Source organism: Peribacillus huizhouensis, assembly GCF_014138605.1.
GTDB lineage: Bacteria > Bacillota > Bacilli > Bacillales > DSM-1321 > Peribacillus > Peribacillus huizhouensis.
This window is the reverse complement of sequence record NZ_JACJHX010000025.1, coordinates 1-25,801: the sequence shown is the minus strand read 5'-3', so window position 1 is coordinate 25,801 and position 25,801 is coordinate 1. Positions and strand designations below refer to the sequence as shown.

Annotated in this window: 24 protein-coding genes and 1 pseudogene; 20 read left to right on the top strand and 5 right to left on the bottom strand. The window is 36.0% G+C overall.

Annotated features, from left to right (window positions below):
- Positions 1–287 precede the first annotated feature (287 nt).
- From parE to nadE, 13 genes are all read left to right on the top strand, one after another.
- Complete coding sequence (gene parE, locus HNP81_RS21465; protein ID WP_028390757.1) at positions 288–2,261, top strand: DNA topoisomerase IV subunit B; 1,974 nt, start codon at positions 288–290, stop codon at positions 2,259–2,261.
- Between the two features lie 3 nt (positions 2,262–2,264).
- Complete coding sequence (gene parC, locus HNP81_RS21460; RefSeq protein WP_182503970.1) at positions 2,265–4,709, top strand: DNA topoisomerase IV subunit A; 2,445 nt, start codon at positions 2,265–2,267, stop codon at positions 4,707–4,709.
- 647 nt (positions 4,710–5,356) lie between these two features.
- On the top strand, positions 5,357–6,115 hold the full coding sequence (locus HNP81_RS21455) for a YybI family spore inner coat protein (RefSeq protein WP_182503969.1): 759 nt from the start codon (positions 5,357–5,359) through the stop codon (positions 6,113–6,115).
- 202 nt (positions 6,116–6,317) lie between these two features.
- Positions 6,318–6,956 (top strand): TetR/AcrR family transcriptional regulator, encoded by a 639-nt coding sequence (locus tag HNP81_RS21450; RefSeq protein WP_182503968.1) that lies wholly within the window; start codon positions 6,318–6,320, stop codon positions 6,954–6,956.
- 103 nt (positions 6,957–7,059) lie between these two features.
- Positions 7,060–8,202, top strand: a complete 1,143-nt coding sequence (locus HNP81_RS21445) for an acyl-CoA dehydrogenase family protein (RefSeq protein WP_028390761.1) — start codon at positions 7,060–7,062, stop codon at positions 8,200–8,202.
- Positions 8,203–8,280: 78 nt separating this feature from the next.
- Positions 8,281–9,636: an acetyl-CoA carboxylase biotin carboxylase subunit gene (locus HNP81_RS21440; RefSeq protein ID WP_182503967.1), complete on the top strand. Its 1,356-nt coding sequence runs from the start codon at positions 8,281–8,283 to the stop codon at positions 9,634–9,636.
- Between the two features lie 11 nt (positions 9,637–9,647).
- Positions 9,648–9,860 carry an acetyl-CoA carboxylase biotin carboxyl carrier protein subunit gene (locus tag HNP81_RS21435; RefSeq protein WP_028390763.1) on the top strand — a complete coding sequence of 71 codons (213 nt, stop codon included), beginning with the start codon at positions 9,648–9,650 and terminating at the stop codon, positions 9,858–9,860.
- Positions 9,857–10,762, top strand: coding sequence for a hydroxymethylglutaryl-CoA lyase (locus HNP81_RS21430; protein ID WP_182503966.1), 906 nt, complete (start codon positions 9,857–9,859; stop codon positions 10,760–10,762). The genes HNP81_RS21435 and HNP81_RS21430 overlap by 4 nt, the downstream gene beginning before the upstream one ends.
- Before the next feature lie 25 nt (positions 10,763–10,787).
- Positions 10,788–11,567, top strand: coding sequence for an enoyl-CoA hydratase (locus HNP81_RS21425; RefSeq protein ID WP_182503965.1), 780 nt, complete (start codon positions 10,788–10,790; stop codon positions 11,565–11,567).
- A 14-nt stretch (positions 11,568–11,581) separates the two neighbouring features.
- The gene (locus tag HNP81_RS21420) at positions 11,582–13,111 is read left to right on the top strand and encodes an acyl-CoA carboxylase subunit beta (RefSeq protein ID WP_182503964.1); all 1,530 of its coding nucleotides are present in this window, start codon (positions 11,582–11,584) and stop codon (positions 13,109–13,111) included.
- A gap of 176 nt (positions 13,112–13,287) precedes the next feature.
- The gene (locus tag HNP81_RS21415) at positions 13,288–13,839 is read left to right on the top strand and encodes a cysteine hydrolase family protein (RefSeq protein WP_182503963.1); all 552 of its coding nucleotides are present in this window, start codon (positions 13,288–13,290) and stop codon (positions 13,837–13,839) included.
- Positions 13,840–14,029: 190 nt separating this feature from the next.
- Positions 14,030–15,502 carry a nicotinate phosphoribosyltransferase gene (locus tag HNP81_RS21410; protein WP_182503962.1) on the top strand — a complete coding sequence of 491 codons (1,473 nt, stop codon included), beginning with the start codon at positions 14,030–14,032 and terminating at the stop codon, positions 15,500–15,502.
- Between the two features lie 26 nt (positions 15,503–15,528).
- Entirely contained in the window at positions 15,529–16,359 is an 831-nt protein-coding gene (gene nadE, locus HNP81_RS21405; protein WP_182503961.1) for an NAD(+) synthase, read from the top strand.
- Positions 16,360–17,416: 1,057 nt separating this feature from the next.
- Here nadE and HNP81_RS21400 read toward each other — a convergent pair.
- The 4 genes from HNP81_RS21400 to HNP81_RS21385 all read right to left on the bottom strand — a co-directional run bounded on the left by HNP81_RS21400 (position 17,417) and on the right by HNP81_RS21385 (position 18,629).
- On the bottom strand, positions 17,417–17,599 hold the full coding sequence (locus HNP81_RS21400) for a hypothetical protein (RefSeq protein WP_028390771.1): 183 nt from the start codon (positions 17,597–17,599) through the stop codon (positions 17,417–17,419).
- 145 nt (positions 17,600–17,744) lie between these two features.
- On the bottom strand, positions 17,745–17,936 hold the full coding sequence (locus tag HNP81_RS21395) for a hypothetical protein (RefSeq protein ID WP_028390772.1): 192 nt from the start codon (positions 17,934–17,936) through the stop codon (positions 17,745–17,747).
- Between the two features lie 30 nt (positions 17,937–17,966).
- Positions 17,967–18,221 carry a hypothetical protein gene (locus HNP81_RS21390; protein WP_028390773.1) on the bottom strand — a complete coding sequence of 85 codons (255 nt, stop codon included), beginning with the start codon at positions 18,219–18,221 and terminating at the stop codon, positions 17,967–17,969.
- Positions 18,222–18,284: 63 nt separating this feature from the next.
- A complete protein-coding gene (locus HNP81_RS21385; RefSeq protein WP_182503960.1) occupies positions 18,285–18,629 on the bottom strand; it encodes a YrdB family protein in 345 nt (114 codons plus the stop codon).
- Positions 18,630–19,274: 645 nt separating this feature from the next.
- Between HNP81_RS21385 and HNP81_RS21380 the strand changes: the two genes are divergently transcribed.
- The 4 genes and pseudogenes from HNP81_RS21380 to HNP81_RS21365 all read left to right on the top strand — a co-directional run bounded on the left by HNP81_RS21380 (position 19,275) and on the right by HNP81_RS21365 (position 21,688).
- Positions 19,275–19,430, top strand: coding sequence for a hypothetical protein (locus HNP81_RS21380; RefSeq protein WP_182503959.1), 156 nt, complete (start codon positions 19,275–19,277; stop codon positions 19,428–19,430).
- 62 nt (positions 19,431–19,492) lie between these two features.
- Positions 19,493–20,136, top strand: a pseudogene (locus tag HNP81_RS21375) (SOS response-associated peptidase).
- A 724-nt stretch (positions 20,137–20,860) separates the two neighbouring features.
- Complete coding sequence (locus tag HNP81_RS21370) at positions 20,861–21,358, top strand: DinB family protein (RefSeq protein ID WP_376766776.1); 498 nt, start codon at positions 20,861–20,863, stop codon at positions 21,356–21,358.
- 120 nt (positions 21,359–21,478) lie between these two features.
- Complete coding sequence (locus tag HNP81_RS21365; protein WP_182503957.1) at positions 21,479–21,688, top strand: hypothetical protein; 210 nt, start codon at positions 21,479–21,481, stop codon at positions 21,686–21,688.
- Positions 21,689–22,074: 386 nt separating this feature from the next.
- Here the strand turns inward: HNP81_RS21365 and HNP81_RS21360 are convergent, their stop codons facing one another.
- Positions 22,075–22,392 carry a CBS domain-containing protein gene (locus HNP81_RS21360; RefSeq protein WP_182503956.1) on the bottom strand — a complete coding sequence of 106 codons (318 nt, stop codon included), beginning with the start codon at positions 22,390–22,392 and terminating at the stop codon, positions 22,075–22,077.
- A gap of 643 nt (positions 22,393–23,035) precedes the next feature.
- Between HNP81_RS21360 and HNP81_RS21355 the strand changes: the two genes are divergently transcribed.
- The 3 genes from HNP81_RS21355 to HNP81_RS21345 all read left to right on the top strand — a co-directional run bounded on the left by HNP81_RS21355 (position 23,036) and on the right by HNP81_RS21345 (position 24,592).
- Positions 23,036–23,224 carry a hypothetical protein gene (locus HNP81_RS21355; protein WP_028390779.1) on the top strand — a complete coding sequence of 63 codons (189 nt, stop codon included), beginning with the start codon at positions 23,036–23,038 and terminating at the stop codon, positions 23,222–23,224.
- Between the two features lie 242 nt (positions 23,225–23,466).
- Entirely contained in the window at positions 23,467–23,778 is a 312-nt protein-coding gene (locus HNP81_RS21350; protein ID WP_376766777.1) for an ArsR/SmtB family transcription factor, read from the top strand.
- Between the two features lie 220 nt (positions 23,779–23,998).
- Positions 23,999–24,592 carry a YdeI/OmpD-associated family protein gene (locus HNP81_RS21345; RefSeq protein WP_182503954.1) on the top strand — a complete coding sequence of 198 codons (594 nt, stop codon included), beginning with the start codon at positions 23,999–24,001 and terminating at the stop codon, positions 24,590–24,592.
- Positions 24,593–25,801: the final 1,209 nt, after the last annotated feature.

The window sequence follows — 25,801 nt, the reverse complement described above, 5'->3', positions numbered from 1 at the left end:
TGCCTTTGATCGGGCATTTTTAACTTTTTAAATTAGAACGTTTGTTCTTTTGAGTGAATTCATTTATAATTAGTTCATAATATTATTTATCATTTCCATTCATTTTCGCTTCTCCAAAGAGAAATGAATAAGTTTTAATGAGTTTTAGTATTTAGCTAATAACTTACATGCTAGAGGTATCTAGCATACGGTTGAACTGAAAGCTAGCGCATTTCTTAATATTTTCAGTCATTTCATCTTTTTGATATGGCCCGGAAATTGTGGTAATGAAGGAAAGGGGAATTTCTGTGGCAAGAGTTACAAATAACATAGAATATAATGATGAAGCCATTCAAGTATTAGAAGGGCTTGAGGCAGTCCGGAAGCGGCCGGGAATGTATATCGGAAGCACTGATGCGCGAGGATTGCATCATTTGGTATATGAAATTGTCGATAATTCCGTTGACGAGGCATTGGCCGGTTATGGAGATGTTATTATTGTTAAAATACATAAAGATAATAGTATAAGTGTAACGGATAAAGGACGAGGCATGCCAACTGGGATGCATAAAATGGGTAAACCGACGCCAGAGGTTATTTTGACGATTTTACATGCTGGCGGAAAGTTTGGACAAGGTGGGTATAAAACGAGCGGTGGTTTACATGGTGTTGGTGCATCAGTAGTTAATGCTCTTTCTGAATGGTTAGTCGTTAAAATTAAACGAGACGGTTTTATTTATGAACAACGGTTTCATCATGGTGGAAAACCCGAAACAACCCTTGAGAAGATAGGAAAGACAAATCAAACTGGGACAACGATACACTTCAAACCAGACCCAACTATTTTCTCAGTGACAACATTCAACTATGATATTTTGTCTGAGCGATTACGTGAATCTGCCTTTTTATTAAAAGGTATGAAAATTGAGCTGATTGATGAGCGACATGATCAAAAAGATGAGTTTCATTTTGAGAATGGGATTGAAGCTTTCGTTGAATATTTGAACGAGGAAAAAGATACACTCCAAAGTGTAGTTAGCTTTGAAGGCGTTCAGAATGGAATCGAAATGGATTTTGCCTTTCAATTTAACGATGGATACTCAGAAAATATTTTGAGTTTTGTAAACAATGTTCGTACTAAAGATGGTGGAACGCATGAAGTCGGGGCTAAAACTGCGATGACACGTGCTTTTAATGATTATGCGAGAAAAACAGGATTATTAAAAGAAAAAGATAAAAATCTGGAGGGAACGGATATTCGTGAAGGTCTTTCTGCGATTATTTCTGTAAGGATTCCAGAAGAGCTATTGCAATTCGAAGGTCAAACAAAAGGGAAATTAGGAACAAGTGAAGCCCGTTCTGCTGTCGATTCCATAGTTTCTGAGCATCTTGCCTATTTTTTTGAAGAAGATCCGAATACGAGTACAATGCTAATTAAGAAATCAATAAAAGCATTTCAAGCAAGAGAAGCGGCCCGTAAAGCAAGAGAGGAAGCAAGAAGTGGAAAGAAACGTAAGAAATCAGATTCAGTTCTTTCTGGAAAACTAACACCTGCCCAATCGAAAAACCCAGAGAAGAATGAAATCTATCTCGTCGAAGGTGATTCTGCCGGTGGTTCTGCTAAACAAGGTCGTGACCGCCGATTCCAAGCTGTGCTTCCTTTACGGGGTAAAGTCATTAACACAGAAAAAGCTAAGCTTTCGGATATATTTAAAAACGAAGAAATTAATACGATTATTCATGCGATTGGAGCTGGCGTTGGACCAGATTTTAATGTAGAAGATACGAATTATAATAAAATTGTGATTATGACTGACGCAGATACTGATGGTGCACATATCCAAGTATTATTGCTTACGTTTTTTTACCGCTATATGAAGCCACTTTTTGAAGCTGGAAAAGTATATATTGCTCTGCCGCCGTTATACAAAGTGAGTAAAGGTACAGGTAAAAAGGAAGTAATGGAATATGCATGGAGTGATGAAGAGCTTCAGGGCGCCATTAATAAAATCGGTAAAGGCTATATTATTCAACGGTACAAAGGGCTTGGAGAAATGAATGCTGATCAACTTTGGGAAACGACAATGAATCCTGATACAAGAACATTAATTCGTGTCAAGATTGATGATGGTGCACGAGCAGAACGTCGTGTGACAACATTAATGGGGGATAAGGTTGAACCGCGCAGAAAGTGGATTGAATCCAATGTTGCATTTGGTCTCGAAGAAGAATCGAACATTTTGGATAACGAAAATATGTCGATTTCAGAGGAGGGCAACTAAGAGATGGCTGAGGAAAAAGTACTTGATTTACCTTTAGAAGAAGTAATTGGCGATCGGTTTGGTCGTTATAGTAAATATATTATTCAAGATCGTGCCTTACCTGACGCACGTGATGGATTAAAACCTGTTCAACGTCGTATCCTTTATGCTATGCACGTTGAAGGAAATACCCATGAAAAGAATTTCCGTAAATCGGCGAAAACTGTCGGAAATGTTATTGGTAATTACCATCCTCATGGTGATTCATCTGTCTATGAAGCAATGGTAAGGATGAGTCAGGATTGGAAATTAAGAAATGTCATGATCCAAATGCATGGAAATAACGGAAGCCTTGATGGTGATCCACCAGCAGCAATGCGTTACACAGAGGCGAGGCTTTCTAGAATTGCATCTGAATTGCTTCGGGATATTGATAAACGTACGGTTGATTTTGTACCGAATTTTGATGATACTGCTGTTGAACCGGTTGTGCTGCCAGCGATGTTCCCCAACTTACTTGTAAATGGATCGACTGGTATTTCAGCAGGTTATGCAACAGAAATGCCGCCACACCAACTTGGAGAAGTTATTGATGCTGCCATAATGCGCATTGATAACCCTGAGGTCACGGTTGATGAATTGATGACAGTTCTAAAAGGACCGGATTTTCCTACAGGAGGAATTATTCAAGGTGTCGGTGGTATTAAGAAGGCGTATGAGACAGGTAAAGGGAAAATTATCATTCGTGGAAAAGCTGAAATTGAAGACATTCGCGGTGGTAAACAGCAAATTGTTGTGACAGAAATTCCTTATGAAGTGAATAAGGCAAACCTAGTTAGAAAAATGGATGAATTCCGCCTCGATCGAAAAGTAGAAGGCATTTCAGAAGTTCGTGATGAAACGGACCGGACAGGACTTAGAATTGTAATTGAATTAAAAAAAGAAGCGGATGCCAATGGGGTCTTGAATTATTTATACAAAAATTCAGATTTACAAGTGGCTTATAATTTTAATATGGTTGCCATCGATAAAAAACGGCCAACTTTGATGACTTTGCCAAAGCTTTTGGATGCTTATATTTATCATCGTAAAGAAGTTATCGAAAACCGGTCACGTTATGAGCTACAGAAGGCACATGATCGAGCGCATATTGTTCAAGGGTTAATGAAGGCGTTGTCCATTCTTGATGAAGTAATTGCAGCAATCCGTGCCTCGAAAGATAAAAAAGACGCTAAAAATAATTTAATGAAGATGTTCGGCTTTACGGAGCCTCAGGCTGAAGCAATTGTTTCGTTGCAATTATATCGTTTAACGAATACTGATATTACCGCACTCCAAGAAGAGGAAAAAGAGCTGAAAAAGAAAATTGAAGAGCTAACAAAAATTCTTGAAAGCGAAAAAGCTCTATTTCAGGTTATGAAGAAAGAATTAAAATTTGTAAAAAAAGAATATAATGATCCACGCCGTTCAGTTATTGAAGGTGAAATTGAAGAAATTAAGATTAACCTTGAGGTTTTGGTTGCAAGCGAGGATGTGATAGTAACCGTTACGAATGAAGGATATGTTAAACGGACATCACTCAGATCATATACTGCATCCGGTGGTCTAGATTTTGGGATGAAGGACTCAGATCGTCTTATGCAAAAATTCGAGGTCAATACTACGGACGTTCTTCTATTATTTACGAATAAAGGAAATTATCTATACTGCCCAGTTCATCAGCTTCCGGATATTCGCTGGAAAGAAACGGGTCAGCATATAGCTAACATCATTCCAATTGACAGAGATGAACAAATTGTAAAAGCAATTCCGGTTAAAAGTTTTGAACACCCACATTATTTGTTATTTATTACAAAAAACGGTATGGTGAAGAAGACCGAGTTAAGTTCTTATAAAGCACAACGCCATTCTAAGCCTTTAGTTGCCATCAATGTAAAAGGTGACGATACTTTAGTGGATGTCTATTTAACAGACGGGAACAGTGATGTTTTCTTAGCAACGAACATGGGCTTTTCACTTTGGTTCGATGAGGAAGAAATCAGCCCGATTGGAGTCAGAGCAGCTGGAGTTAAAGGTATAAACTTAAAGGATGAAGATTTTGTGGCGGGGGGTAAAATTCTCGACAAAGGAACATCTGATGCCATCTTAATTGTGACACAGCGCGGAGCAGTTAAGAAAATGAAACTTACTGAATTTGATAAATCTACGCGAGCGAAACGTGGTCTCATTATGTTAAAAGAACTTAAATCAAATCCGCATCGAGTAATCGGTCTTGAAACAGTCGTACCGAGTGATGAGATTTATATTGAAACAGAAAAAGGTATTATTGAATCTGTTCTTGTTAACGGATTACGTTATACAGATCGCTATACAAACGGCTCATTTATAGTAGATGAATCGGAGACAGGAAAAGCGAAAGAAATTTGGAAGGTTAGTGCAGAAAGAGATAAAACGAATCCAGATTCCTGATAATTGTAACTTAAAAAATGGATCCGCTAAATCGTATACTTATTTTTAATAGTTATATAAAAATCCTGTACAAGTGTAAATTCCTTGTACAGGATTTTTTTTCATACTTTTTCATTGTCTGGTAATAATAAACTTACAAAACAAATATGGCGTTAAAACGCCATCATTTATTAATAGAGATCTATCATTGAGCACGCTACACTCACCAAATCACAATAGTGGCAATGCGGAGCCGAATTTTGAAGTACTTTCTTAATAAGATGTGTATATCTGCAAAGTAGATTAACTATATCGGTTAGTCGCGAAGCTTCGTTCCTATGTCCTATATATGAGTGGGAATGTATCTTAACTATAGAGATACTAGATCTAATTTACATTGTTGAGAAAAAATTAAGCAAAAAAGAGAAATATTTTAACAGCTCAATTTAGCTGTTGCACCTAGCTTGTCTGAGGGCTGAAAATCGCCTCTTTTTCCAAGTTTTGTAGTAAAACTCTTTTCTGCAGCTTAGGGAGAGTATTAGCGTAAGTAAAGTGGACCTAACCATTAATGGGGATGAGAACTTCTTTGCTGAGAGAAATATCAATCGATGAATGAAATGGTTAAGAGAGGTAATAAAGATTTAATAAAAAATTCGGAAGGTGTTTACATGAATATGAAAACAAATATGTTGAAATATTTAATCTTTCTACTAGCCGTTTTTTTTACGTACCAAGCAGTTTCAGCACAGGACCATGGCATATCAAACGAAACGATTTTCGATATAGAAAAACGAGATATCACTGGTGATAGTATCAAGGATCGATTGGTGGTTAAAGGTCTAAAATACGAAGAAGATGCTGAATTTTTAAAGGAAATAACATTGTATGTCGATACAGGAGAGAAAAAGTTTAAATTACCGCTTGCTAGTGGTTATAAGCCAACCGTTCAATTTATTGATGTGAATAATGATGGTGTTAAAGAAGTGTTAATAACAACAGAAACTAGTCGAAGTAGCGGAATATTGAATTCCTTTCTATACGGTTTTAAGGATCACATGATAAATGAAATACCAGTTCCAAAAACCGTACCAATCACAGCTCAGTTTCTAGATAATTATCAGGCGCAGCTTACCATAACTGGGAAAAAGCCAGTGGTCATCGATTTAACTGATCGTAAAGTAGACTATGAGAAATTAGGCATCTATTCAAATGGTATTTTGAATGAAGCGACAGAACTTTTGGTTGATGGTTTTTCTACTTTAAAACCTGCAAAATTTATCGGAAATGGTAAAGGGCTAGTTGGAATTCAGTTAGTAAGTGGAATAGATCAAATGGATGGTATTGCGCTTATTGAATCAAAATGGACTTATAAAAAAGGGGAATGGAAGTTCGCTAAAGCAAAAATCAAACCATTACTGAACGATTAAAGTGAAATCGTGGGGGAGTACTCCCCCATTTTTGCTGAAAATTCCAGTTTCAAGCAATCGTCTCGATAACACAGTAATCAAGTAATAAGTTTATTGAAAATTGACAATTCATAATTTTCTGATAAAATAAACTTGACCGGATAATTTCAAAAGATTGAACAGTAAAAATGAGAGTATTTTTACATTAAAAAAGTAGGAGGGGATGGCTACGGAATTAAAAGAACAAATTATTAACACATCACTATTCCTCTTTGAAAAACATGGTTTTCACGGTGTATCTGTAAACCAGATTGTAAAGGCAAGCGGTACTAGTAAGGGAGGATTCTATCACCATTTTCAATCTAAAGATGAGCTTCTTTTTGTCATTCATGACTATTTTATTTCATATGTATTAACAAATGCAGAAAAAGCAATTGTATCTAGTACATACCCCACAGACAAACTACAAAAAATTATCAAATCCTTTGTTACTGTATTTGACCTCTACAAAGCACATATCTCAGTTTTTTATCAAGAAAGTACGTATTTAAAACCAAAATATGAAGAAACCATTAAGCAAAAGCGGCAGACATACCGAGATATAATATTTGCCGTGATTCAAGAAGGAATCGATTTAGGTGAATTTAGACCTGAAATTTCAGTCAGTATAATTGGAATGTCGATTATCGGCATGATTAATTGGTCGTACAAATGGTACAAAAAGGATGGCGAGAAATCGATTGAAGAAATTGCTGATATGTATGTCGACTTTATTCTTCAATCTCTTCTGACAGAAAAAGCGAAACAAAATCCAGAATTTCAGTCATACTTCCTTCATAACCGTTTACCTACTGGTACTTGAATTAGGTGTTACATGATAAAAAAGTTAATTTTATGTTAAACAGACCAACTAGTCGGTCTTAGCTCTAGGGTTCTTGATATTCTAATCTAAAAGGGGGAAAATTATGGATTTTGAATTATCGAAAGAGCAGCAGATGATAAAAAAAATGGTTAGAGAATTTGCAGAAAAGGAAATCAAGCCTATAGCGATTGAGCTTGATGAAAACTCTCGATTTGCTGAAGCTGCTTTCAAAAAAATGGGCGAACTAGGTTTATTAGGTCTGCCGTTTCCGGAACAATATGGCGGTTCAGACGGTGATATGATTTCATATGCCATTGCTGTTGAAGAAATTGGCAAGGCTTGCGCTGGGACTGGGTTAAGCTATGCAGCAGCTGTTTCACTCGGATCAAGTCCAATCTATTACTTTGGTACAGAAGAACAGAAACAAAAATATCTCGTTCCGTTAGCTCAAGGAAAAACGTTAGCAGCCTTTGGATTAACGGAGCCTAATGCTGGTTCTGATGCAGGAGGAACGAAAACGACTGCTATACTCGAAGGTGACGAGTATGTGATTAATGGTGAAAAATGCTGGATTACTAACGCTGGCTATTCAAGAACCGTCACAATTACAGCTGTTACTGGGAAAGACAGCCGAGGAAAGAATATTATTTCAGCTTTTATTGTGCCAACAGATACGTTAGGAGTATCGATTACATGCAACTATGAAAAAATGGGAGTTAGAGCTTCGAACACTTGTGCAATTGTTCTAGACAATGTCAGAGTTCCAAAAGAAAATTTGCTTGGTGATGCAGAAAAGGGATTTAAACAATTTTTGCATACGCTAGATGGCGGGAGAATTTCCATTGCGGCTCTTGCAGTCGGTATCGCACAAGCGGCATTTGATCGGGCACTTAACTATTCAAAAGAACGTATTCAATTCGGTCAATCAATTTCAAAGTTCCAAGCGATTCAATTTAAATTAGCTGATATGGCCATGGAAATTGAATTAGCACGCAATATGGTATTCAAAGCAGCATGGCTTAAAGATAAAATGCAACCGTTTACAAAAGAATCCGCATATGCCAAATTGTTTGCGACAGAAACCGCATTCCGCGCGAGCAATCAAGCAATCCAAATTCATGGTGGCTCAGGGTATATGCGTGAATATGAAGTTGAGCGATATTTACGTGATGCAAAGCTGCTTGAAATTGGTGAAGGAACTTCTGAGATTCAGAGATTGGTGATTGCCAGGCAGCTTGGCTGTTAATGACCATATACAGAAATATAAAAAATCCTAAAAAAATAAACGAGTTTAACTAAAATCGTCTTCATCTGGAGGATTACGATGATAAAAAAAATTCTAATTGCAAATCGGGGTGAAATTGCTTCAAGAATCATTCGAACTTGCAGGAAAATGGGAATTGCTTCTGTAGCTGTTTATTCGGAAGCCGACAAAGACGCCCCATATGTGTCTGAAGCGGATGAAGCCTATCTACTAGGTGGGCCTCGAGTTAATGAAAGCTACTTAAATGCAACGAAAATCTTTGAAATTGCTAAACTGACAAATTGTAATGCTGTTCATCCCGGTTATGGTTTTTTAAGTGAAGATGCTAATTTTGCACGGAAATGTGCCAAAGAAGATTTAATTTTCATCGGTCCTCATCCGGATGTAATTGAGAAAATGGGCAATAAAGTCGCCGCACGTAAATTGATGGAATTATGTGGTCTGCCTGTAGTTCCAGGTTTGTCACGTCCGCTTGTCGACAGCAAAGAAGCTGTTGTGGAAGCGAAAAGGATTGGTTACCCTGTCATGTTAAAAGCAGCAGCTGGCGGGGGGGGTATCGGCATGCAGGTGGCGAATAGTGAAGCGGAATTATTGAAAATATACGAAGGTAATCAAAAGCGAGCACTTATGTTTTTTGGGAATGGTGAGATGTTCATTGAAAAATTGATTGAAAAGCCAAGACATATCGAAATTCAAGTGCTTGCAGATTCATTTGGTCATGGTGTTTATTTATGGGAAAGAGAATGCTCGATCCAAAGAAGGCACCAGAAGGTTTTTGAAGAAGCTCCGTCACCTTTTCTTGATGATGAAACGAGAAAAGCAATGGGAAACGCAGTAGTAAAAGCTGTTGAAGCGATTGGCTATTACAATGCTGGTACATTCGAATTTCTCGTTGATAGTGATAAAAATTATTACTTTTTAGAAATGAATACTCGGCTACAAGTTGAACACCCTGTTACCGAAGAAATAACGGGTTTGGATCTTGTTGAACAGCAGATTAGGATTGCTCAAGGAGAAAAATTAGCATTTACACAAGCAGAGATTAATAGAGACGGTCATAGTATTGAAGTTCGCATCTATGCCGAGGACCCTAATACATTTTTACCTTCACCAGGAAAAATTACCGCGTTAAAAGTGCCACAGAAGGAATATATTCGTCATGAGTTAGCTGTTGATAATCGCTCTATTGTGTCTCATTTTTATGATCCGATGATAGCAAAATTGATTGTAAAAGGGAGTACACGATCACAAGCCATTCAACGCTTAATTGAAGCCTTAGATCTTTACAAAGTGGAAGGTATTAAGACGAATCTACCATTATTAAAAGAAATAGCAGTCCATGAGAAATACAAACAAGGTGAAACGACTACAGATTTTATCGACAGGTATATAAAGAATAATAGCACTACTATTTAGGAGGAATCTAAATGTCAGATGTAGTCGCAAGTATGGCAGGAAGTGTTTGGAAAATAGTTGTGTCTGAAGGAGACACCGTAAGCAGAGGACAAGAAGTCATCATTCTTGAATCGATGAAAATGGAAATACCACTTGAAGCAGTAACATCGGGCAAGATAAAGCAGATATATATTACGGAAGGCGATTTTGTAAATGAAGGCGATGTCCTGGCGATTATAGAATGAATTGGCCCAAAAGCGTAACGATTAAGGAAGTTGGACCACGGGATGGTTTGCAAAATGAAAAACTGATTTTATCTACAGCTGACAAAATTGAGTGGATTAATCAATTATCATTCACAGGACTTTCTTATCTTGAAGTGACTTCATTTGTTCACCCAAAATGGATCCCGCAGCTCGCAGATGCAGTAGAAGTCGCTCGAAATATCAAGAAAAATCCATTGGTCACTTATGCGGCTCTTGTCCCAAACATGAAAGGACTTGAAAAAGCGATTGCCTGTTCAGTTGATGAGGTATCCGTTTTTATGTCAGCAAGTGAAACACATAATAAACAAAACATAAATAAAACCATTTCAGAGACATTTCCTGTATTACAAGAAGTAATAGCTGAGGCAATAGCTGAAGGAAAAACAGTTCGAGGCTATATTTCAACGGTATTTGGATGCCCATATGAGGGGGAGGTTGATTACAATCAAGTCCTAAATATATGCGAAAAGCTATTTACAATGGGGATTAGTGAAATATCGTTAGGTGATACAATCGGTGTTGCTTCCCCAAGGCAGGTAGAGAATTTTTTAATTCAGGCGCTTAAACTATATCAACCACAGAGTTTAGCCATGCATTTTCATGATACGAGGGGAATGGCGCTTGCCAATATTGTGAAGGCGCTTGATTATGGCATCACAACCTTTGACTCGTCCCTTGGAGGGCTGGGTGGATGTCCTTATGCGCCAGGTGCTAGTGGAAATGTAGCCACAGATGATTTGGTTTACATGTTTGATAAAATGCTCATCCATACAGGTGTGAATCAAGAAGCACTAGTAGATTCAGCTTTATTTGTTCAGGAAAAACTAAACAAAACACTACCAAGTCATAGAATGGCTATGTATTCTGATTCGAAAGGATGAAAAGTGATGAGTTGCGGTGGATGTAATGACTAATCTGATCGAAATCACAAATACGAAAAAAGATGTAACTGTTCTAACGTTAAATCGTCCAAATTCAGCCAATGCATTATCATTCAAACTTTTGGAAGAGTTTAATAATGTGTTAGATTCATTAAAAAGTAATAGAACGGTACGTTGTGTAGTCATAACAGGTGCTGGTATTAATTTTTGTGCTGGAGCCGATTTGAAAGAAAGAATCGGGATGGATGAGGATCAGGTAAGGAGGACAGTCGAATTAATCCGTTGTACGATGGATGCTATTCAAAATCTGCCGGTACCCGTTATTGCAGCGATAAACGGTGCTGCTTTTGGAGGTGGATTGGAGCTAGCTTTAGCGTGTGATATCAGGCTTGCTTCGACTACAGCGAAAATGGGCTTAACTGAAACATCATTAGGGATTATCCCAGGAGCAGGTGGAACACAGCGTCTACCTCGAATTGTTGGCGTTTCTATAGCCAAAGAACTTATTTTCACTGCTAGAAGAATCGATGCCGAGGAAGCCCTTAAGTTGGGGCTGGTAAATAAGATAACCGAAGCTGATCAACTCATGAATATAGCATATGAACTCGCTTGTGAAATCTCACTAAATGCTCCGCTAAGTCTAAGAGCGGCAAAAAAAGCGATCAATGAAGGGATGGATTCGGATCTAGCAAGAGGGTTGGAAGTTGAAAGAAATTGTTATGACACGATTATTGAATCAAAAGACCGCTTGGAAGGGCTTCAAGCTTTCAAAGAAAAAAGACGTCCTGTGTTCACCGGAAAATGAAAGGAGCTACATGTATGTCAATAGTAGACAAATTACAGCAATCTACAGAGCATATTAAAAAAGGCGGCTTACAAAAATACCATGAGAAAAACATGGAAAAAGGAAAACTTTTTGTTCGCGATAGACTACGTTTATTGTTTGATGACGACATGGAGATCGAAGATGCGTTTTTTGCAAACTGTGAAAGTGATGGTCTACCTGCTGATGGAGTCGTTACTGGGATTGGAAAAATCGATGGTCGAACCGTATGTGTAATGGCTAATGATTCTACAGTTAAAGCCGGCTCTTGGGGAGCTAGAACGGTTGAAAAAATCATCCGTATCCAAGAAACTGCAGAGAAATTAAATGTCCCACTACTATATTTAGTTGACTCTGCAGGAGCACGTATTACAGACCAAGTAGACATGTTTCCTGGAAGAAGGGGAGCGGGGCGGATTTTTTATAATCAAGTAAAACTGTCTGGCAAAGTCCCGCAAATATGCTTACTTTTTGGACCTTCTGCGGCTGGTGGTGCGTATATTCCTGCCTTTTGTGATATTGTTGTAATGGTCGATGGAAATGCATCGATGTATCTCGGCTCCCCAAGAATGGCCGAAATGGTTATCGGTGAAAAAGTGAGCGAAGAAGAAATGGGCGGCGCACGCATGCATTGTAGTGTTTCCGGATGTGGTGATGTGCTTGTGAATACCGAGCAGGAATCAATTGAATTTGCTCGGCGTTATTTGTCTTACTTCCCTGGGAATTTCATGAAAAAGCCCCCTGTAGCTGAAATACGCCTACCGAAAAAATCACAAAAGACACTTGAAGAACTGATTCCGGCCAACCAAAATGCCCCATTTAATATGTACGATTTAATTGAACAGCTCATTGATGAGGGCTCCTTTTGTGAAATTAAAAAATTATTTGCTGCTGAACTTATTACAGGGATGGCAAGAATAGGTGGCCAATCAGTCGGCATTATCGCCAATCAACCAAAAGTAAAGGGTGGAGTTTTATTCCATGATTCTGCTGATAAAGCAGCCAAATTTATTACCTTATGTGATGCCTTTAACATTCCACTTTTATTTCTAGCTGATATTCCAGGATTCATGATTGGTACGAAAGTGGAAAGAGCGGGGATTATTCGTCATGGTGCTAAAATGATTTCGGCAATGAGTGAGGCGACGGTGCCGAAGATTTCGGTAGTTGTCAGAAAAGCATATGGTGCTGGGCTATATGCAATGGCTGGTCCAGCTTTCGAACCAGATTGCTGTTTGGCGTTGCCTAGTGCTTCCATTGCTGTCATGGGTCCGGAAGCAGCGGTCAATGCTGTCTATGCAAATAAAATACATGCATTACCTGAAGAGGAGCGAGCGACATTTATCGAATTAAAGCGTGAAGAATATCGCAAAGATATCGATATATATCGGCTTGCGTCAGAAATGATTGTCGATGAAATCGTCCAGCCTAATCAACTCCGATCAGAACTAATTCTTAGGTTTGCAACATATAGCAGTAAACAACTTTCATTTACACAGAGAAAACATGGGGTGTACCCAGTCTAAATATCGTAGTTATGAGGCCTGACCTAATTCTTTTTCTAGGCAGCCTCATTTTTTGTTTCATTCGGCCAATTCCGATTGTTAAGCCTTATATTAGGCATGAATGCGGCTAAAGTTATTGAAAAACATGTGTAAGGAGTATAGTATAATAATAATTATGTTTTTTGGGGAGTGAGGTAATGGGAAAAAGAGCCTTAATTAATATTGATTATACAAATGATTTTGTCGCCGATGATGGTGCGTTAACTTGTGGTAAGTCCGGCCAGGAATTGGAAGACAGAATCGTAAATATAACGAAAGAGTTTATTAATCAGGGTGATGAGGTCTTTTTTGCCATTGATATTCATGAAAAAAATGACCAATATCATCCAGAATCGAATCTATTTCCACCTCACAATATTAGAGGTACAATAGGAAGAGATTTGTTTGGTTCATTACAAAATATATATGAAGCGAATAAGAATAAAGCAAATGTTCATTATATGGATAAAACGAGGTATTCAGCATTTGCCGGAACAGATCTTAGTATCAAATTACGAGAACAGGGTATTACAGATGTCTATCTTGTAGGTGTTTGTACAGATATTTGTGTATTGCATACAGCTGTAGATGCGTACAATCAAGGATTTTCAATCTCGATCTACCAAGATGCAGTAGCATCATTTGATCAAGCAGGGCATGAATGGGCTTTACGCCATTTTAAAAATTCACTAGGAGCTAAATTGCTCTAATTAAAAATAAATAGGAATAGAAAACCTAACCACACCTTATTTCGAATAAGTCTGTGGATATTTTGACGACATGGATGATGGTATGCTTCGTCAAAGAATGTTGGTTGTTCTTAAAAAAGGGGGATTTTCTCCGTCATAGCAGGGGACAGTACTTACAAGTATTAGAGTTACTCTGCGGGAGGATATTTTTATGGGGAATACATATTTGGACGATAGCTATACACTTCATACAGATCTATACCAAATCAATATGGCGCAAACCTATTGGGAAGACAATATTCACAATAAAATGGCCGTATTTGAAGTCTATTTTAGAAAGCTTCCCTTTAATAGTGGCTATGCGATTTTTGCAGGTCTTGAGAAGGTTGTTCATTATATTGAGAATTTTCGGTTTTCAGACTCTGATATTGAATATTTACGAACTGAAATCGGATATGCAGAAGACTTCCTTGCTTATTTAGCAAATATGAAGTTTACCGGACATATTCGTTGTATGAAGGAAGGAGAGCTTGTATTCGCAAATGAGCCGATTTTGCGCGTAGAGGCTCCACTTGGGCAAGCTCAGATTATTGAAACTGCAATACTAAATATAATAAATTATCAAACGCTAGTTGCGACGAAGGCTTCTCGAATTAAACAGGTAATTGGCGATGAAGTGGCGATGGAATTCGGTACAAGACGGGCTCAAGAGATGGATGCGGCTTTATGGGGTGCAAGAGCCTCCTATTTAGCTGGCTTTGATTCAACAAGCAATGTGCGGGCAGGAAAGGTGTTTGGTATTCCTGTTTCAGGAACTCATGCCCATTCTATGATTCAGGCTTACAAGGATGAATATACTGCCTTTTATAAATATGCAACATCACATAAAGATTGTGTATTTTTAGTTGATACGTACGATACAATTCGTTCTGGTATTCCTAATGCGATTAAGGTTGCAAACGAACTTGGCGATCAAATTAATTTTATTGGCGTTCGATTAGATAGTGGCGACTTAGCTTATTTATCAAAAGAAGCACGAAAAATGCTTGATGAAGCAGGATATCCTGATGTGAAAATTGTTGCTTCAAATGATCTAGATGAATACACAATCATTAATTTGAAGCAACAAGGTGCAAAGATAGATATGTGGGGAATAGGAACAAAACTTATTACAGCTTTTGACCAACCAGCTTTAGGAGCCGTATACAAAATGGTTTCAATTGAAGGTGAAAGCGGGAATATGATCGATACGATTAAAATTTCTTCAAATCCAGAAAAAGTTTCAACTCCTGGGTTAAAGCGTGTCTATCGTATTATCAATTCTATAAACTTACATTCAGAAGGCGATTATATCGCTATGGAAAACGAGAATCCTCAAACTGAGGAGAAATTAAAGCTTTTTCATCCGGTTCACACATTTTTAAGCAAGTTCGTCACCGATTTCATCGCAGTTGATTTACATGAAGATATTTTTATTAGTGGACAACTTGTTTATGAATTGCCGCATATTGAACAAATAAGGGCATTTTCGAAAGAGAATTTATCAGTTCTATGGCCTGAATATTTACGTGCACTTAATCCTGAAGAATACCCAGTTGATTTAAGTCAAGCCTGCTGGGACAATAAGATGAAGAACATTCAGGAAGCGACAACGAAAGTAAAAGAAATGTTACGGGCTAGATGAACTCCGGAAGAGAGGTTTAGGAGACTATGCGTCCTTTACAGAAAGAAATTGTGAAAAAATTATTAGTACAGCCTACGATTGATCCGAAAGAAGAATTTAGAAAAAGTGTCGATTTACTCAAAAATTATCTCGAAAAGTATTCATTTCTAAAAAGTCTTGTCTTAGGGATATCAGGTGGACAAGATTCCACTTTATGTGGCTATATGGCTCAAATAGCAGTGAATGAATTGAATGAAGAATTAGGTAAGGAAGAGTATCAATTTATCGCTGTCAGTCTGCCATATGGTGTCCAATTTGACGAAGATGACCGTCAATTAGCATTACAATTTATTCAGCCAAGTAAGACGGTTACGATTAATATTAAAGCAGCAGTCGATGCTTCAGTTAAAGCTGTAGAAGACGGCACAGGCGAGAAGCTGAACAATTTCTTAAAAGGAAATGTTAAAGCACGTGAAAGAATGAAAGTTCAATACGATATAGCTGGAATTTATAGTGGCGTTGTCTTGGGTACCGATCATGCGGCAGAAGCAGTAACTGGTTTCTATACTAAGCATGGGGATGGGGCAGCAGATTTAATCCCACTTTATCGCTTAAATAAGAGACAAGGAAGAGAGATTCTAAAATATCTGAACGCTCCAGAACGTTTATATAAAAAAATACCAACAGCAGATTTAGAAGATGACAAGCCACAACTTCCAGACGAAGTAGCTCTAGGTGTTACTTATGAGGACATTGATGACTACCTTGAGGGCAAGGAAATCAAAGAAGTTACGGCTGAAAAAATCGAAGGCTGGTATCAGAAAACGGAACATAAACGAAATCATGCGATAACGGTTTATGATACGTGGTGGAAATAGAAAAAAGTTTGCTCTTGCAATAAGGGCAAACTTTTTTTCTATTTTAATCTTGAATGTTTTAGAAGCCAAACAGGAATATGATTACATTCTTCCCATGTTGTTTCCTCTCCAAAATTTCACATGTATCTTGAAGTTTATCAAGTTTAGATAGTTACTACACCTATTTCAAATATTATGTCAATTAACATTTCTAGGATGTATTTTTCCCTGGGAAATGGTAACAAACCTATAACGGTAGTATTTCCCCAGTTTATTCCGCATTAACGGGCAGTAAACCCCCAATTGGTTCAACTAACAATTAGCGATGGATGAAGAAAACCCCCATAGATTGAAGTTTCACTTTATGTTAACTTAAACAGCACTCCTAGTAAATGGTAGGTTAGACTACATCTCGTGGAATAATCTATAAAATTGTATTGAAGATCTGCCTTCTTATTCGAGATAGATTGCCTGTTTTATTACGCATACCTGCAAGCTAGATTGTGGTTTTTTGGTGTTTTGAAGGGAGTGGTACAAAATTCGCCTTTTTTTAATACAGCATGATAAATGTATGAGCCAAGCTGTCCGAATTAGCATTAATTATATTAACCATTTAGAAAGAGGTGAATTAAATGTCTGGTATTACTCCTAGACGCCCTGATGTAGTGACTATACTTTGGCAAAGAAATCTGTTAACACCATTAACACCTAGAATTGTAGAAGCTACAGTGATCGGAAGCGCTAAACCCTGCGATTTAAGTGCTGGTCAATCTCTCATTACAGCATCAATTTGTTTATTGTCTAATCGATTTGTATTAGTATCGAATACTGACTTGGGTATATTCGGAATTTCCAAATTTGTCCGGCTATTTTAATATGTTAATATGGACAAGGTATTTTAGAATGTACGAATCTAACATACCTTGTCTATTTATATAAACAGAAAAAACTAATTTATATATGGCAAATATAGCTGAATCTGAAGAAAGGGAGGAGAATTTTATGATGTCAAAAGGTGAAGGCAGTATAGCGGAAGATTGTAATAAGTAGCATAAACTGCTAATAAATCAAAATTCATTTAATTTAAAGACATAAATTTTTTTCTCAATTCTTCCTCAGAGACTACGATCTTACCTCTCATATCTTCAGATTGCAGTACATAGCTTTTCGCTCCAATGAATTCCGATTCGGAAATTACAAAGAATTTAGTACCTTTTTTGTACATAGTGCGATAATCTTCAATTAATTTAAACAACTTCATATTTATCACCCTAAATTAAGCGAGAACCTGTTCTATTAATGTGGTTAATTGTTTTTATGATAACTTTAACATATGTCTTACAGAAAGGACGTCGTCTCGATTGATAGAGTTAGGTGCAAGTATATACTTTGAACAATCAAATAATTTAAATGAAATCATTAATATTCTCATTTACCCAGACGTATATATTATCTCTAACTTTCTGATTATCTTCTCCATCTTTTTCGATAAGTAAATTAATCTCAGATGGTAGATTTTTTAACACTTCATCAATTTGTTGTTCTGATGGAGCTGTACCAAGTACATCCACAAAACAATCATGGATAACATCTCTCATTTTATTAGCCTCCTTTAATTAAGCCTTTTACTAGAATCCCCATGCCTTTATTTCTAATCGTTTTGTCGGGAGTGTTATGATAATATATTTCCTATGCACTTTCTCTTTAAGATATGAAGGTAAATATCTCTCTACATTGTGGTTATTGGCATAACAAACAGTCTCTAATAAACCGTTACCCTTATGTTGTTCACGATCAGTCTTAAACTCTTGCTCTGTGGATTCTGTGAAGTCTTGTTCATTTAAATACTCGTGAACTTGTTCCACCGTAAGCGAAAAGTACATTTTGTCACCTTCCTTAAATACTATTATAGATCTTCTCATAGTTCAACTGATTCAAACAAAAACTTATTGACCCCAAATATAAATGAGTATTCTATTTATAATCACAATAATTCCATATACCATAGCTAATTTTATCTCATTTAAGCTGAAAAGTAATCCTACTGGTACTAAGAATATAATTACTTCTAATACTAAGTGAAGTGGTTCAGATAATTGAATACTCGCTTTTGGAGAGCCAAATCCCCCCCAAATAACAGCAATTCCCACTGGGATAATAATACATAGTAACCCCTTTATGAAACCAGAGTTCCCTATCTTAAAGCCCCAGTATCCATATACAACGAGTGCACAAATTTCTAAGATAAATCTTTGCCCTAAGTTTATCAATTTAGCCACATCTAGAATCACCAGTAACTCCGCCTTTCTTAACCGTACTTTTCTATTCTTGCAAAAGATTCTTTAATCACCGGTAAAAATGTGTTACAAATTATTTCTTTCGAACAATAATTTTCTATAAATGTATTGTAGTTTATAAAGTAGATAAAATGATTTATTCATTACAAATATTTATACAACTTTTACAAAGGCTATATTACAAACTCTTGAATGAAATGAGTAAGAAATTTTGGAAAGGGGTATAGAGAAAAATCAATCAGAAATTCATATAACTAAATTTACCAGGAAATTTGACATAGAAACTTGTGGAAATCGAAAAGTGAATATATCATGAGGCCTTAAAAGTGAAGAAAGATGCCTAGTGAAAAAGATAGAAATTAAAAGGGAATAATCATCTAGTGTCGAAGGTATTAAGTGGTATAAGGTGTGAAAAATAGAGAAAGTTGAAATAATGCACGTTTTTTCGAATGATCAAACGCTTGTAATAAATAACGAAATTATGGAAATTCGATACATAGAAGAGTAAAATGAAGGAAGGCTTAATAAGACAATATGAACCAGGAAAAATTATTGAGAATACATTTTATGTAGGGATCATTTACATACTAGGGTATGCTTCAATCCAGAAATACATATAACTACTTTCAGGAGGATTCTATGAACGAATATAATGTTACGGTTAAGAATGGTAGTACGATAATTTTATCAGACATAATTGAAGCTGAAGATGAAAGAGATGTCCTTGGAGCACTATTAATAAACAGCGAATTATTCAACCAACCATTTACGGATATTAGAATTTTAGTGCGTTAATATGATACCCACAAGCTCATTTTCTGCAATCAATCTTACTAACCATACAAGTAGGTGAAATTATGTGCGGACGCTTTACTTTGTTCACTGATATAGAAGAAATAATTGACCGTTTTGACATTCAAGCTCCTTTTAATGATGATTATCAATTCAGTTATAACATCGCCCCTTCACACTCAGTTTTATCAGTTATCAATGATGGAACTAAGAATCGTTTAGGTTATCTCGATGGGGATTAATTCCATTTTAGGCTAATGATGAAAAAATTGGGTACAAAATGATCAAAGCTAGAGCTGAAACTCTGGCAGCGTAACCAAGTTTCAAGAATGCATACAAAAAGAAACGTTGTATAATACTAGCTAATTCCTTTTATGAATGGAAAAAGACACCTAAACGTAAAATCCCTATGCGAATCAAACTAAAAAACAGTGCTCCAATTGGAATGGCGGGCTTATGGGAATCATGGCGATCAGCTGAAGGAAGAGCTATCTACACTTGTTTAGTTATTACTACTGCTACAAATGAGTTAATGTCCGATATTCATGATAGAATGCCTGTTATTCTTAAACCTGAAGATGAAAAAGTTTGGTTAGATCCTTCAATTAAAGATACTCATTTTCTACAACAATACTTAAAACCGTATGATCCAAAACAAATGGAAGCATTTGAGGTATCGGCCGATATTAACTCGCCTAATAATAATTAATCTTACTTGATAGAACAAATTGGTTAAGTAGTTCATTAGATCTCTTTTCTTTTTGAAAAATCAAGAATTTGATTAGGTTTTAACTCCTCCAATGGAGGAGTTTTTTTGTTTAGAAAGATGTTTTTCTACGAAAATGATTTAATAAAAAGGCCATGTTAAAGTTTATTGTTGTTTTGGCTCTATGTTGATTGGAGCGGAAGGCATGAGACTCCCGCGGAAAGCGAACGGCTTACGTTCCAATCAACAAGCAAGTTTAACAGAGACAATAATAAAAAGAAACTTCAATTAGTGAGGGTTGGAGAATACCCCAATGGTTGAAGTTTCACTTTATTCTACTGTATTCTTGACAGGGCGCTTTTCAGATTTCCGTAGTCCTTTAACAATAAACTAATTAAAAATAAAGGACTACATACTATACGCGAAAGAGTATAAAACAGGGGGATGTAGATTTAAAATAAAGTCACGATGTTTATAAAAAAGTTGCGAAGTTTTGCCCCTTTGGAAGTAGTCTAAAGGGGTTTCTTATGGTAAATGTAATATAGTGTTATTTCACAATTAGGCCAGATTGTGGAATAACATGATAAATTGTATAGTGAAGATTGTGAAGATATGTACTTAAACTAAAGGGCCGGTTTGTTGAGGATTTATACAGAGTTTTTTGAAATTATTATCAAAGAGGATTTTGAAGTCCTTTGGCGAAAATTATATATTAAATCTATAAAATATGAGGGATGTTGTGATGTTGAAACTGTTTCAGTATAACTGGCAAGTGCGTGATGACTGGTTTACATGGTGTAAGGATGTTCCGGAGGAAGAATTATTAAAAAAACGTGTGGGTGGGGTAGGAAGCATTCTATACACACTGTTTCATATCGTGGATGTTGAATGGGCTTGGATAACCCTGGATCTCAGAGGAGAACAAGTCCCCAAACACCCTACATTTGAAGAATATTCTAGTTTACAAAAGGTGTTAAATCTATCGCGGCAATATCGCGGCGATGTGGAGCCATATGTGAGATCATGGACAAGTGAAATGGAGTCAAAAATATTTTCGGAAAATAATCCTAACGGAGAAACAGAAAACTTTAAATACGGGGAGATCATGCGTCATGTCATTGCCCATGAAATCCACCATATCGGCCAATTATCTATATGGTCACGTGAATTAGGGAAAAAACCTGTGACTGCAAATTTGATTCGAAGAGGATTATTTGACAATTAGACTGTCTTTGCCAATAATACCGTAAACCCGCGCTATTCCCTAAAAAGGATTAGCGCCAATACTTCATCAATCGGGCCAGATTGTTTTATAAAAGGTTTTTGTTATTGGGGGACAGAAGATATGAACCTTGCAGATTATAGGGAAAGATTGGTTGCTATCAATGAGATAGTTTACTTTGATAAAAATGAATATCTTCGTGAAAAAACCTCTAATCCTTTAAAACTAAAGGAACTTATTGATGAAGCAGAAAACTTATTACAGACAAGCAATGAAGATGACAGATATTTTCTGTATGGAACTATAGGTAATTTATACAGGATAAATGAATAACCAAAAAAGGCATTAAATTCTTTATCGTATTGTCTTAACCATGCAGTCAGAGAAATCGTTGCGTTAATTCGTATTGGTAAAGCCCATAAATATGATAACAATCATACAAAGGCTTTGGAACTATTTAATAAGGTTTTAGCTAAGTGTGATGCAAAAAGGTTGATGAATATTTGGACTTTGTATTGCAACATAAAGGCAAATGTCTTATGGAATTATTTACTTTGTTCCATACAAAAGAACACAGTAAAAGGGGGTAGGTATTGCTTTCAGGTGATTGTGAAATGTAAAAATCTGACAGAATTTTTTTATTAATAACTCATCGGTTTTGCTACTAGAATTGTAACAAAACCAATGAAAAAAACTTCTAAATAGGAATATTACAATGCTTATACTCCCAAACGTTCTTCAAGATAAAAGATTCTAAACCTTAATTCATTGTTGATATCTAAGACACCTATAACAATCTGATTATCTTCAGTTAAAGTAACATATCTGAAGGTTTCACCACTTTCGATCATTAAGTTTGTTTCCGGTGGTGTCTCCATCTTTGCAAAGACCGAATGTGTATATTCAAGTGGAAGAATGTTATCTAACCCTTCCTCAGGACTACCAAGCCACTTATACATAATATCTTTCAATGACATTTGTTCAATTATCGATAGATTTTCCTTAAAAACTAATTTATCCACAGTTACTTCTTTCAACTTTATCACTCCTTAACAGTAGATAAAGTTTATAACTAATGAATCGCAACAACAAGGGTAATCCAATGACAAACCTTTTACAATTTGATTACTTTAAGAAATAAGGGACTGATTTAATGTGTTTTTAAAATGGATAGTAAGAAATTCGTTGTAGATATAAGGCAAGTAGATTATTAAATCATATAACCGCTCTGAGTTGGGTGGCATGGGGGCATCTCATTAAATTAGGAGGAACTATCATTGAAGAAGAAATACTACTTTTGCTACTCTAAAGCAATGTCTGACTTTCTAAGAGGTCGAATTTATAAGTGTTTTTATAGTTAATATCCAATTCTCGCACTATCGAGTATGCTTTTTAAATTACTCTAGAATGGGTGCCTATTGTCCAAAGGTGAACAAAAACTGTTAATTGGGAGTTGTGTAATAGGAATTTGGTATTATTATCAGAGAGTTCGCAGACTATTGTATCGAAGAACTCATAGAAAAAGATGAAATAGTAATCATCTATACAACGAATATTATATAGAATAACTCGTTAGAATATATATAATACTAGAACAATTGCCCCTAAGCACAATTTTCCACTAAGCTTACAATTTAATGTATAATGATGGTATATTTTACATTTAGGAGGATTCTGTTAATGGAAGTCGCTAATGGTTTATTTGGTCTTTTTGCAATAATACCTATATTAATTTATCTAGGTCTTGTTGTGTTCAGTATTTATTTTATTGTTAAGGTGATCAAGTTTATGAATGCCAAGACAAGATTGGATGAGCAGCGAAATGAAAAGCTTGATGAGTTGATAAGGGTAATGGGAAATGATAAATAATCATATATAGATAGAAAAAGTCGCTTACTGATTACGTTGAGTGGCTTTTTGTTTTTTTAATCTATTCTTTTTTAACAGTTTTGCTTCTAACAGGCAGATTACCGACAAAAGCACCCTGTAACTTTCCCAATAAGGTCTGCTTGACATGACACCAATTAATGTCCTATTATAAATCAACACTAATCGGAGTCTTATTAAAACTCGAAAGTAAGGGGAGGGTGATTTTGAACGATACAAATAAAATGAGGGATGTATATGTTGCCGTTGCCGACCCAACTCGACGTGAACTGATTCGTCTATTGGCAGACGTAGAAGAATTACCTCTTCACGAATTGACATCTCATTTTGAAATGGGGCGTACAGCGGTTTCAAAACACTTAGCTATCTTGAAGGATGCTCGTCTTGTAACCACCCGAAAAGTCGGACGGGAAACACGTTATAGGCTCAATGCTAATCCACTGCAGGAAATTCAAGGTTGGGTGGCTTTCTACAGTAAGTTCTGGAGTACGAATATGTTGCGATTGAACCAACTATTAGAGGAGGAAGAAGAATGAGTTTAACATTATCCCTGGATTTTCAGTTTCACGCTATCTATCAAGTAGGTTTGGTTCACCTTAACTGATGCAAGCTAGTTTGCCAAGTTGGACATGGAAAATGATTCATGATTGAAAATATTCAAGTAAATCCAAAAAAGTGACAGGAAGAATTGGAGAAATTGAGAATAATCACTTTTGACTGTCAGTTGATCGAAAAATTGAAGAGGGGTATTCCTTGATGACAAATAGTAGAATGAATCCCAAGGTTGATGAATTTTTAAGTAAAACTAACAAGTGGAAGGAAGAATATGAGAAACTGAGAATGATCATTCTTGACTGTGAGCTGACTGAAGAATTTAAGTGGATGCATCCATGTTACACGTTTGAGAAAAAAAACATAGTTTTAATTCATGGATTTAAAGAATATTGTGCCCTGCTGTTTCACAAAGGTGCCTTGTTACAGGATACCCATAGTATTCTAATCCAACAAACGGAGAATGTACAGGCGGCGCGTCAGATACGGTTCACTAATGTTCAAGAAATAGTTGAAATGGAAACCATCTTGAAAGCCTATATATACGAAGCCATTGAAGTTGAAAAATCCGGTTTGGAAGTGAATTTTAAAAAGAATACAGAATTCATAATTCCTGAAGAATTTCAAAAAAAATTCGATGAAATCCCTGCCTTGAAAACTGCTTTTGAAGCATTGACGCCGGGACGGCAAAGAGCATACATTCTTCATTTTTCTAAACCCAAACAATCCAAAACCCGAGAGTCAAGGGTTGAAAAATGTTTACAGCAAATTCTCAATGGAAAGGGATTAAATGATTAGCATATTCGATGTAAAAATCAATTAATCAAACTTTAAGATATTACCATACTTAGTGTTCATTCGAACTCCTTGAATCGCAGGTAACACCCAAAAAGATAATTAAAATGGAAGAAAACAAAAAAGGGTTCATAGTGTATAAGCAAATTACCCTGTAATAGGCTTACGTATTACCAGCAAAGAAAAGAAAAATACTTCACAAAAAAAGTTTACCCATTGGCTGCTGAAGGACGCTTTTCTTGAACTAACACGTAGATTTTTTAATATCTTAAATTATCCACAAGTCGAAAGTATGCAAGTTGTTATTCATTTCTTGCAAATTTTCGGCTTTTTATTTTTAGAGAACATACTACCATAAACAGTATATTATTTGCTAAATGCAGCAGTTTTCTGTTTTTCAAGAATTTCTTTGTTTTTTTATTGATCGACTCAGTATTACTTAGCTTAACGTGGTCATCGATTGAATCATGAATTCCATATAGACTAGTAACAATTCAACTGACTTATCTAGCAACAGGTAGGGGAAGACCAATTTTATAGATAATGAAAAGGATTTTTAATATTAGCAAAGTTTAAATGAATGTATGAGAAGTGATTGGGTTCAGTAATGAAAAAATTGAAGCTGAATTTTTCAAGTTGGACCAATTACCTGAAGAAACAGATCCTTTCATTAAGAAAAAGTTGGTTGGATTGAAGGAGAAGCTTGTAAAGAGTTAATGTAAAAGCTATTTCTTTATCGAGCTAATGAGTGCTTTAGCACAATAACTAAGAATAATTTTGAAGTTCCTTTAAATTTTTCGATCTTCAGCAATCGGGCACTATTACTGAGCAACACAGTTAGAAAATGATCAAACATTTTTAAAAAAAATAATCCAATTGAATATATTAAAGGTTTGTTTTGATTATTTTTTCAAAACAAGCCTTTTCTTTTTGTTCGTTTATCAAGGGTATTAGTATTAATTTAATCAATCTTCATTTAAAAGCAACACTTAATGGTGTTCACGAATAATAAAGTTCTTTAATTTACAATAAAGTCGTTTAAAACATAATAAAGTCGTTTAAAACATAATAAAGTTGTTTATAAATATCAGTCGTGTTTATTCCATTGTGAAGGATTGCACTTAAACTACCATGAAAATAAACTTCTGTAATTCAGTGAAAAAGGCAATACTTAATAAGACGCAGCTCATTCATTTTTAAAAAAGGGGAGAG

Bases quoted from the DNA above. Each gene is read 5' to 3' on its own strand.
- HNP81_RS21455 (WP_182503969.1), top strand. From the start codon at position 5,357: ATGAATATGAAAACAAATATGTTGAAATATTTAATCTTTCTACTAGCC.
- nadE (WP_182503961.1), top strand. From the start codon at position 15,529: ATGCGTCCTTTACAGAAAGAAATTGTGAAAAAATTATTAGTACAGCCT.
- HNP81_RS21345 (WP_182503954.1), top strand. From the start codon at position 23,999: ATGACAAATAGTAGAATGAATCCCAAGGTTGATGAATTTTTAAGTAAA.
- HNP81_RS21415 (WP_182503963.1), top strand. From the start codon at position 13,288: ATGGGAAAAAGAGCCTTAATTAATATTGATTATACAAATGATTTTGTC.
- HNP81_RS21350 (WP_376766777.1), top strand. From the start codon at position 23,467: ATGAGGGATGTATATGTTGCCGTTGCCGACCCAACTCGACGTGAACTG.
- HNP81_RS21390 (WP_028390773.1), bottom strand. From the start codon at position 18,221: ATGTACTTTTCGCTTACGGTGGAACAAGTTCACGAGTATTTAAATGAA.
- HNP81_RS21380 (WP_182503959.1), top strand. From the start codon at position 19,275: ATGAACGAATATAATGTTACGGTTAAGAATGGTAGTACGATAATTTTA.
- HNP81_RS21440 (WP_182503967.1), top strand. From the start codon at position 8,281: ATGATAAAAAAAATTCTAATTGCAAATCGGGGTGAAATTGCTTCAAGA.
- HNP81_RS21430 (WP_182503966.1), top strand. From the start codon at position 9,857: ATGAATTGGCCCAAAAGCGTAACGATTAAGGAAGTTGGACCACGGGAT.
- HNP81_RS21410 (WP_182503962.1), top strand. From the start codon at position 14,030: ATGGGGAATACATATTTGGACGATAGCTATACACTTCATACAGATCTA.
- HNP81_RS21420 (WP_182503964.1), top strand. From the start codon at position 11,582: ATGTCAATAGTAGACAAATTACAGCAATCTACAGAGCATATTAAAAAA.
- HNP81_RS21445 (WP_028390761.1), top strand. From the start codon at position 7,060: ATGGATTTTGAATTATCGAAAGAGCAGCAGATGATAAAAAAAATGGTT.
- parC (WP_182503970.1), top strand. From the start codon at position 2,265: ATGGCTGAGGAAAAAGTACTTGATTTACCTTTAGAAGAAGTAATTGGC.
- HNP81_RS21365 (WP_182503957.1), top strand. From the start codon at position 21,479: ATGAACCTTGCAGATTATAGGGAAAGATTGGTTGCTATCAATGAGATA.
- HNP81_RS21425 (WP_182503965.1), top strand. From the start codon at position 10,788: ATGACTAATCTGATCGAAATCACAAATACGAAAAAAGATGTAACTGTT.
- HNP81_RS21370 (WP_376766776.1), top strand. From the start codon at position 20,861: ATGAGGGATGTTGTGATGTTGAAACTGTTTCAGTATAACTGGCAAGTG.
- HNP81_RS21355 (WP_028390779.1), top strand. From the start codon at position 23,036: ATGGAAGTCGCTAATGGTTTATTTGGTCTTTTTGCAATAATACCTATA.
- HNP81_RS21395 (WP_028390772.1), bottom strand. From the start codon at position 17,936: ATGAGAGATGTTATCCATGATTGTTTTGTGGATGTACTTGGTACAGCT.
- HNP81_RS21400 (WP_028390771.1), bottom strand. From the start codon at position 17,599: ATGAAGTTGTTTAAATTAATTGAAGATTATCGCACTATGTACAAAAAA.
- HNP81_RS21450 (WP_182503968.1), top strand. From the start codon at position 6,318: ATGGCTACGGAATTAAAAGAACAAATTATTAACACATCACTATTCCTC.
- HNP81_RS21435 (WP_028390763.1), top strand. From the start codon at position 9,648: ATGTCAGATGTAGTCGCAAGTATGGCAGGAAGTGTTTGGAAAATAGTT.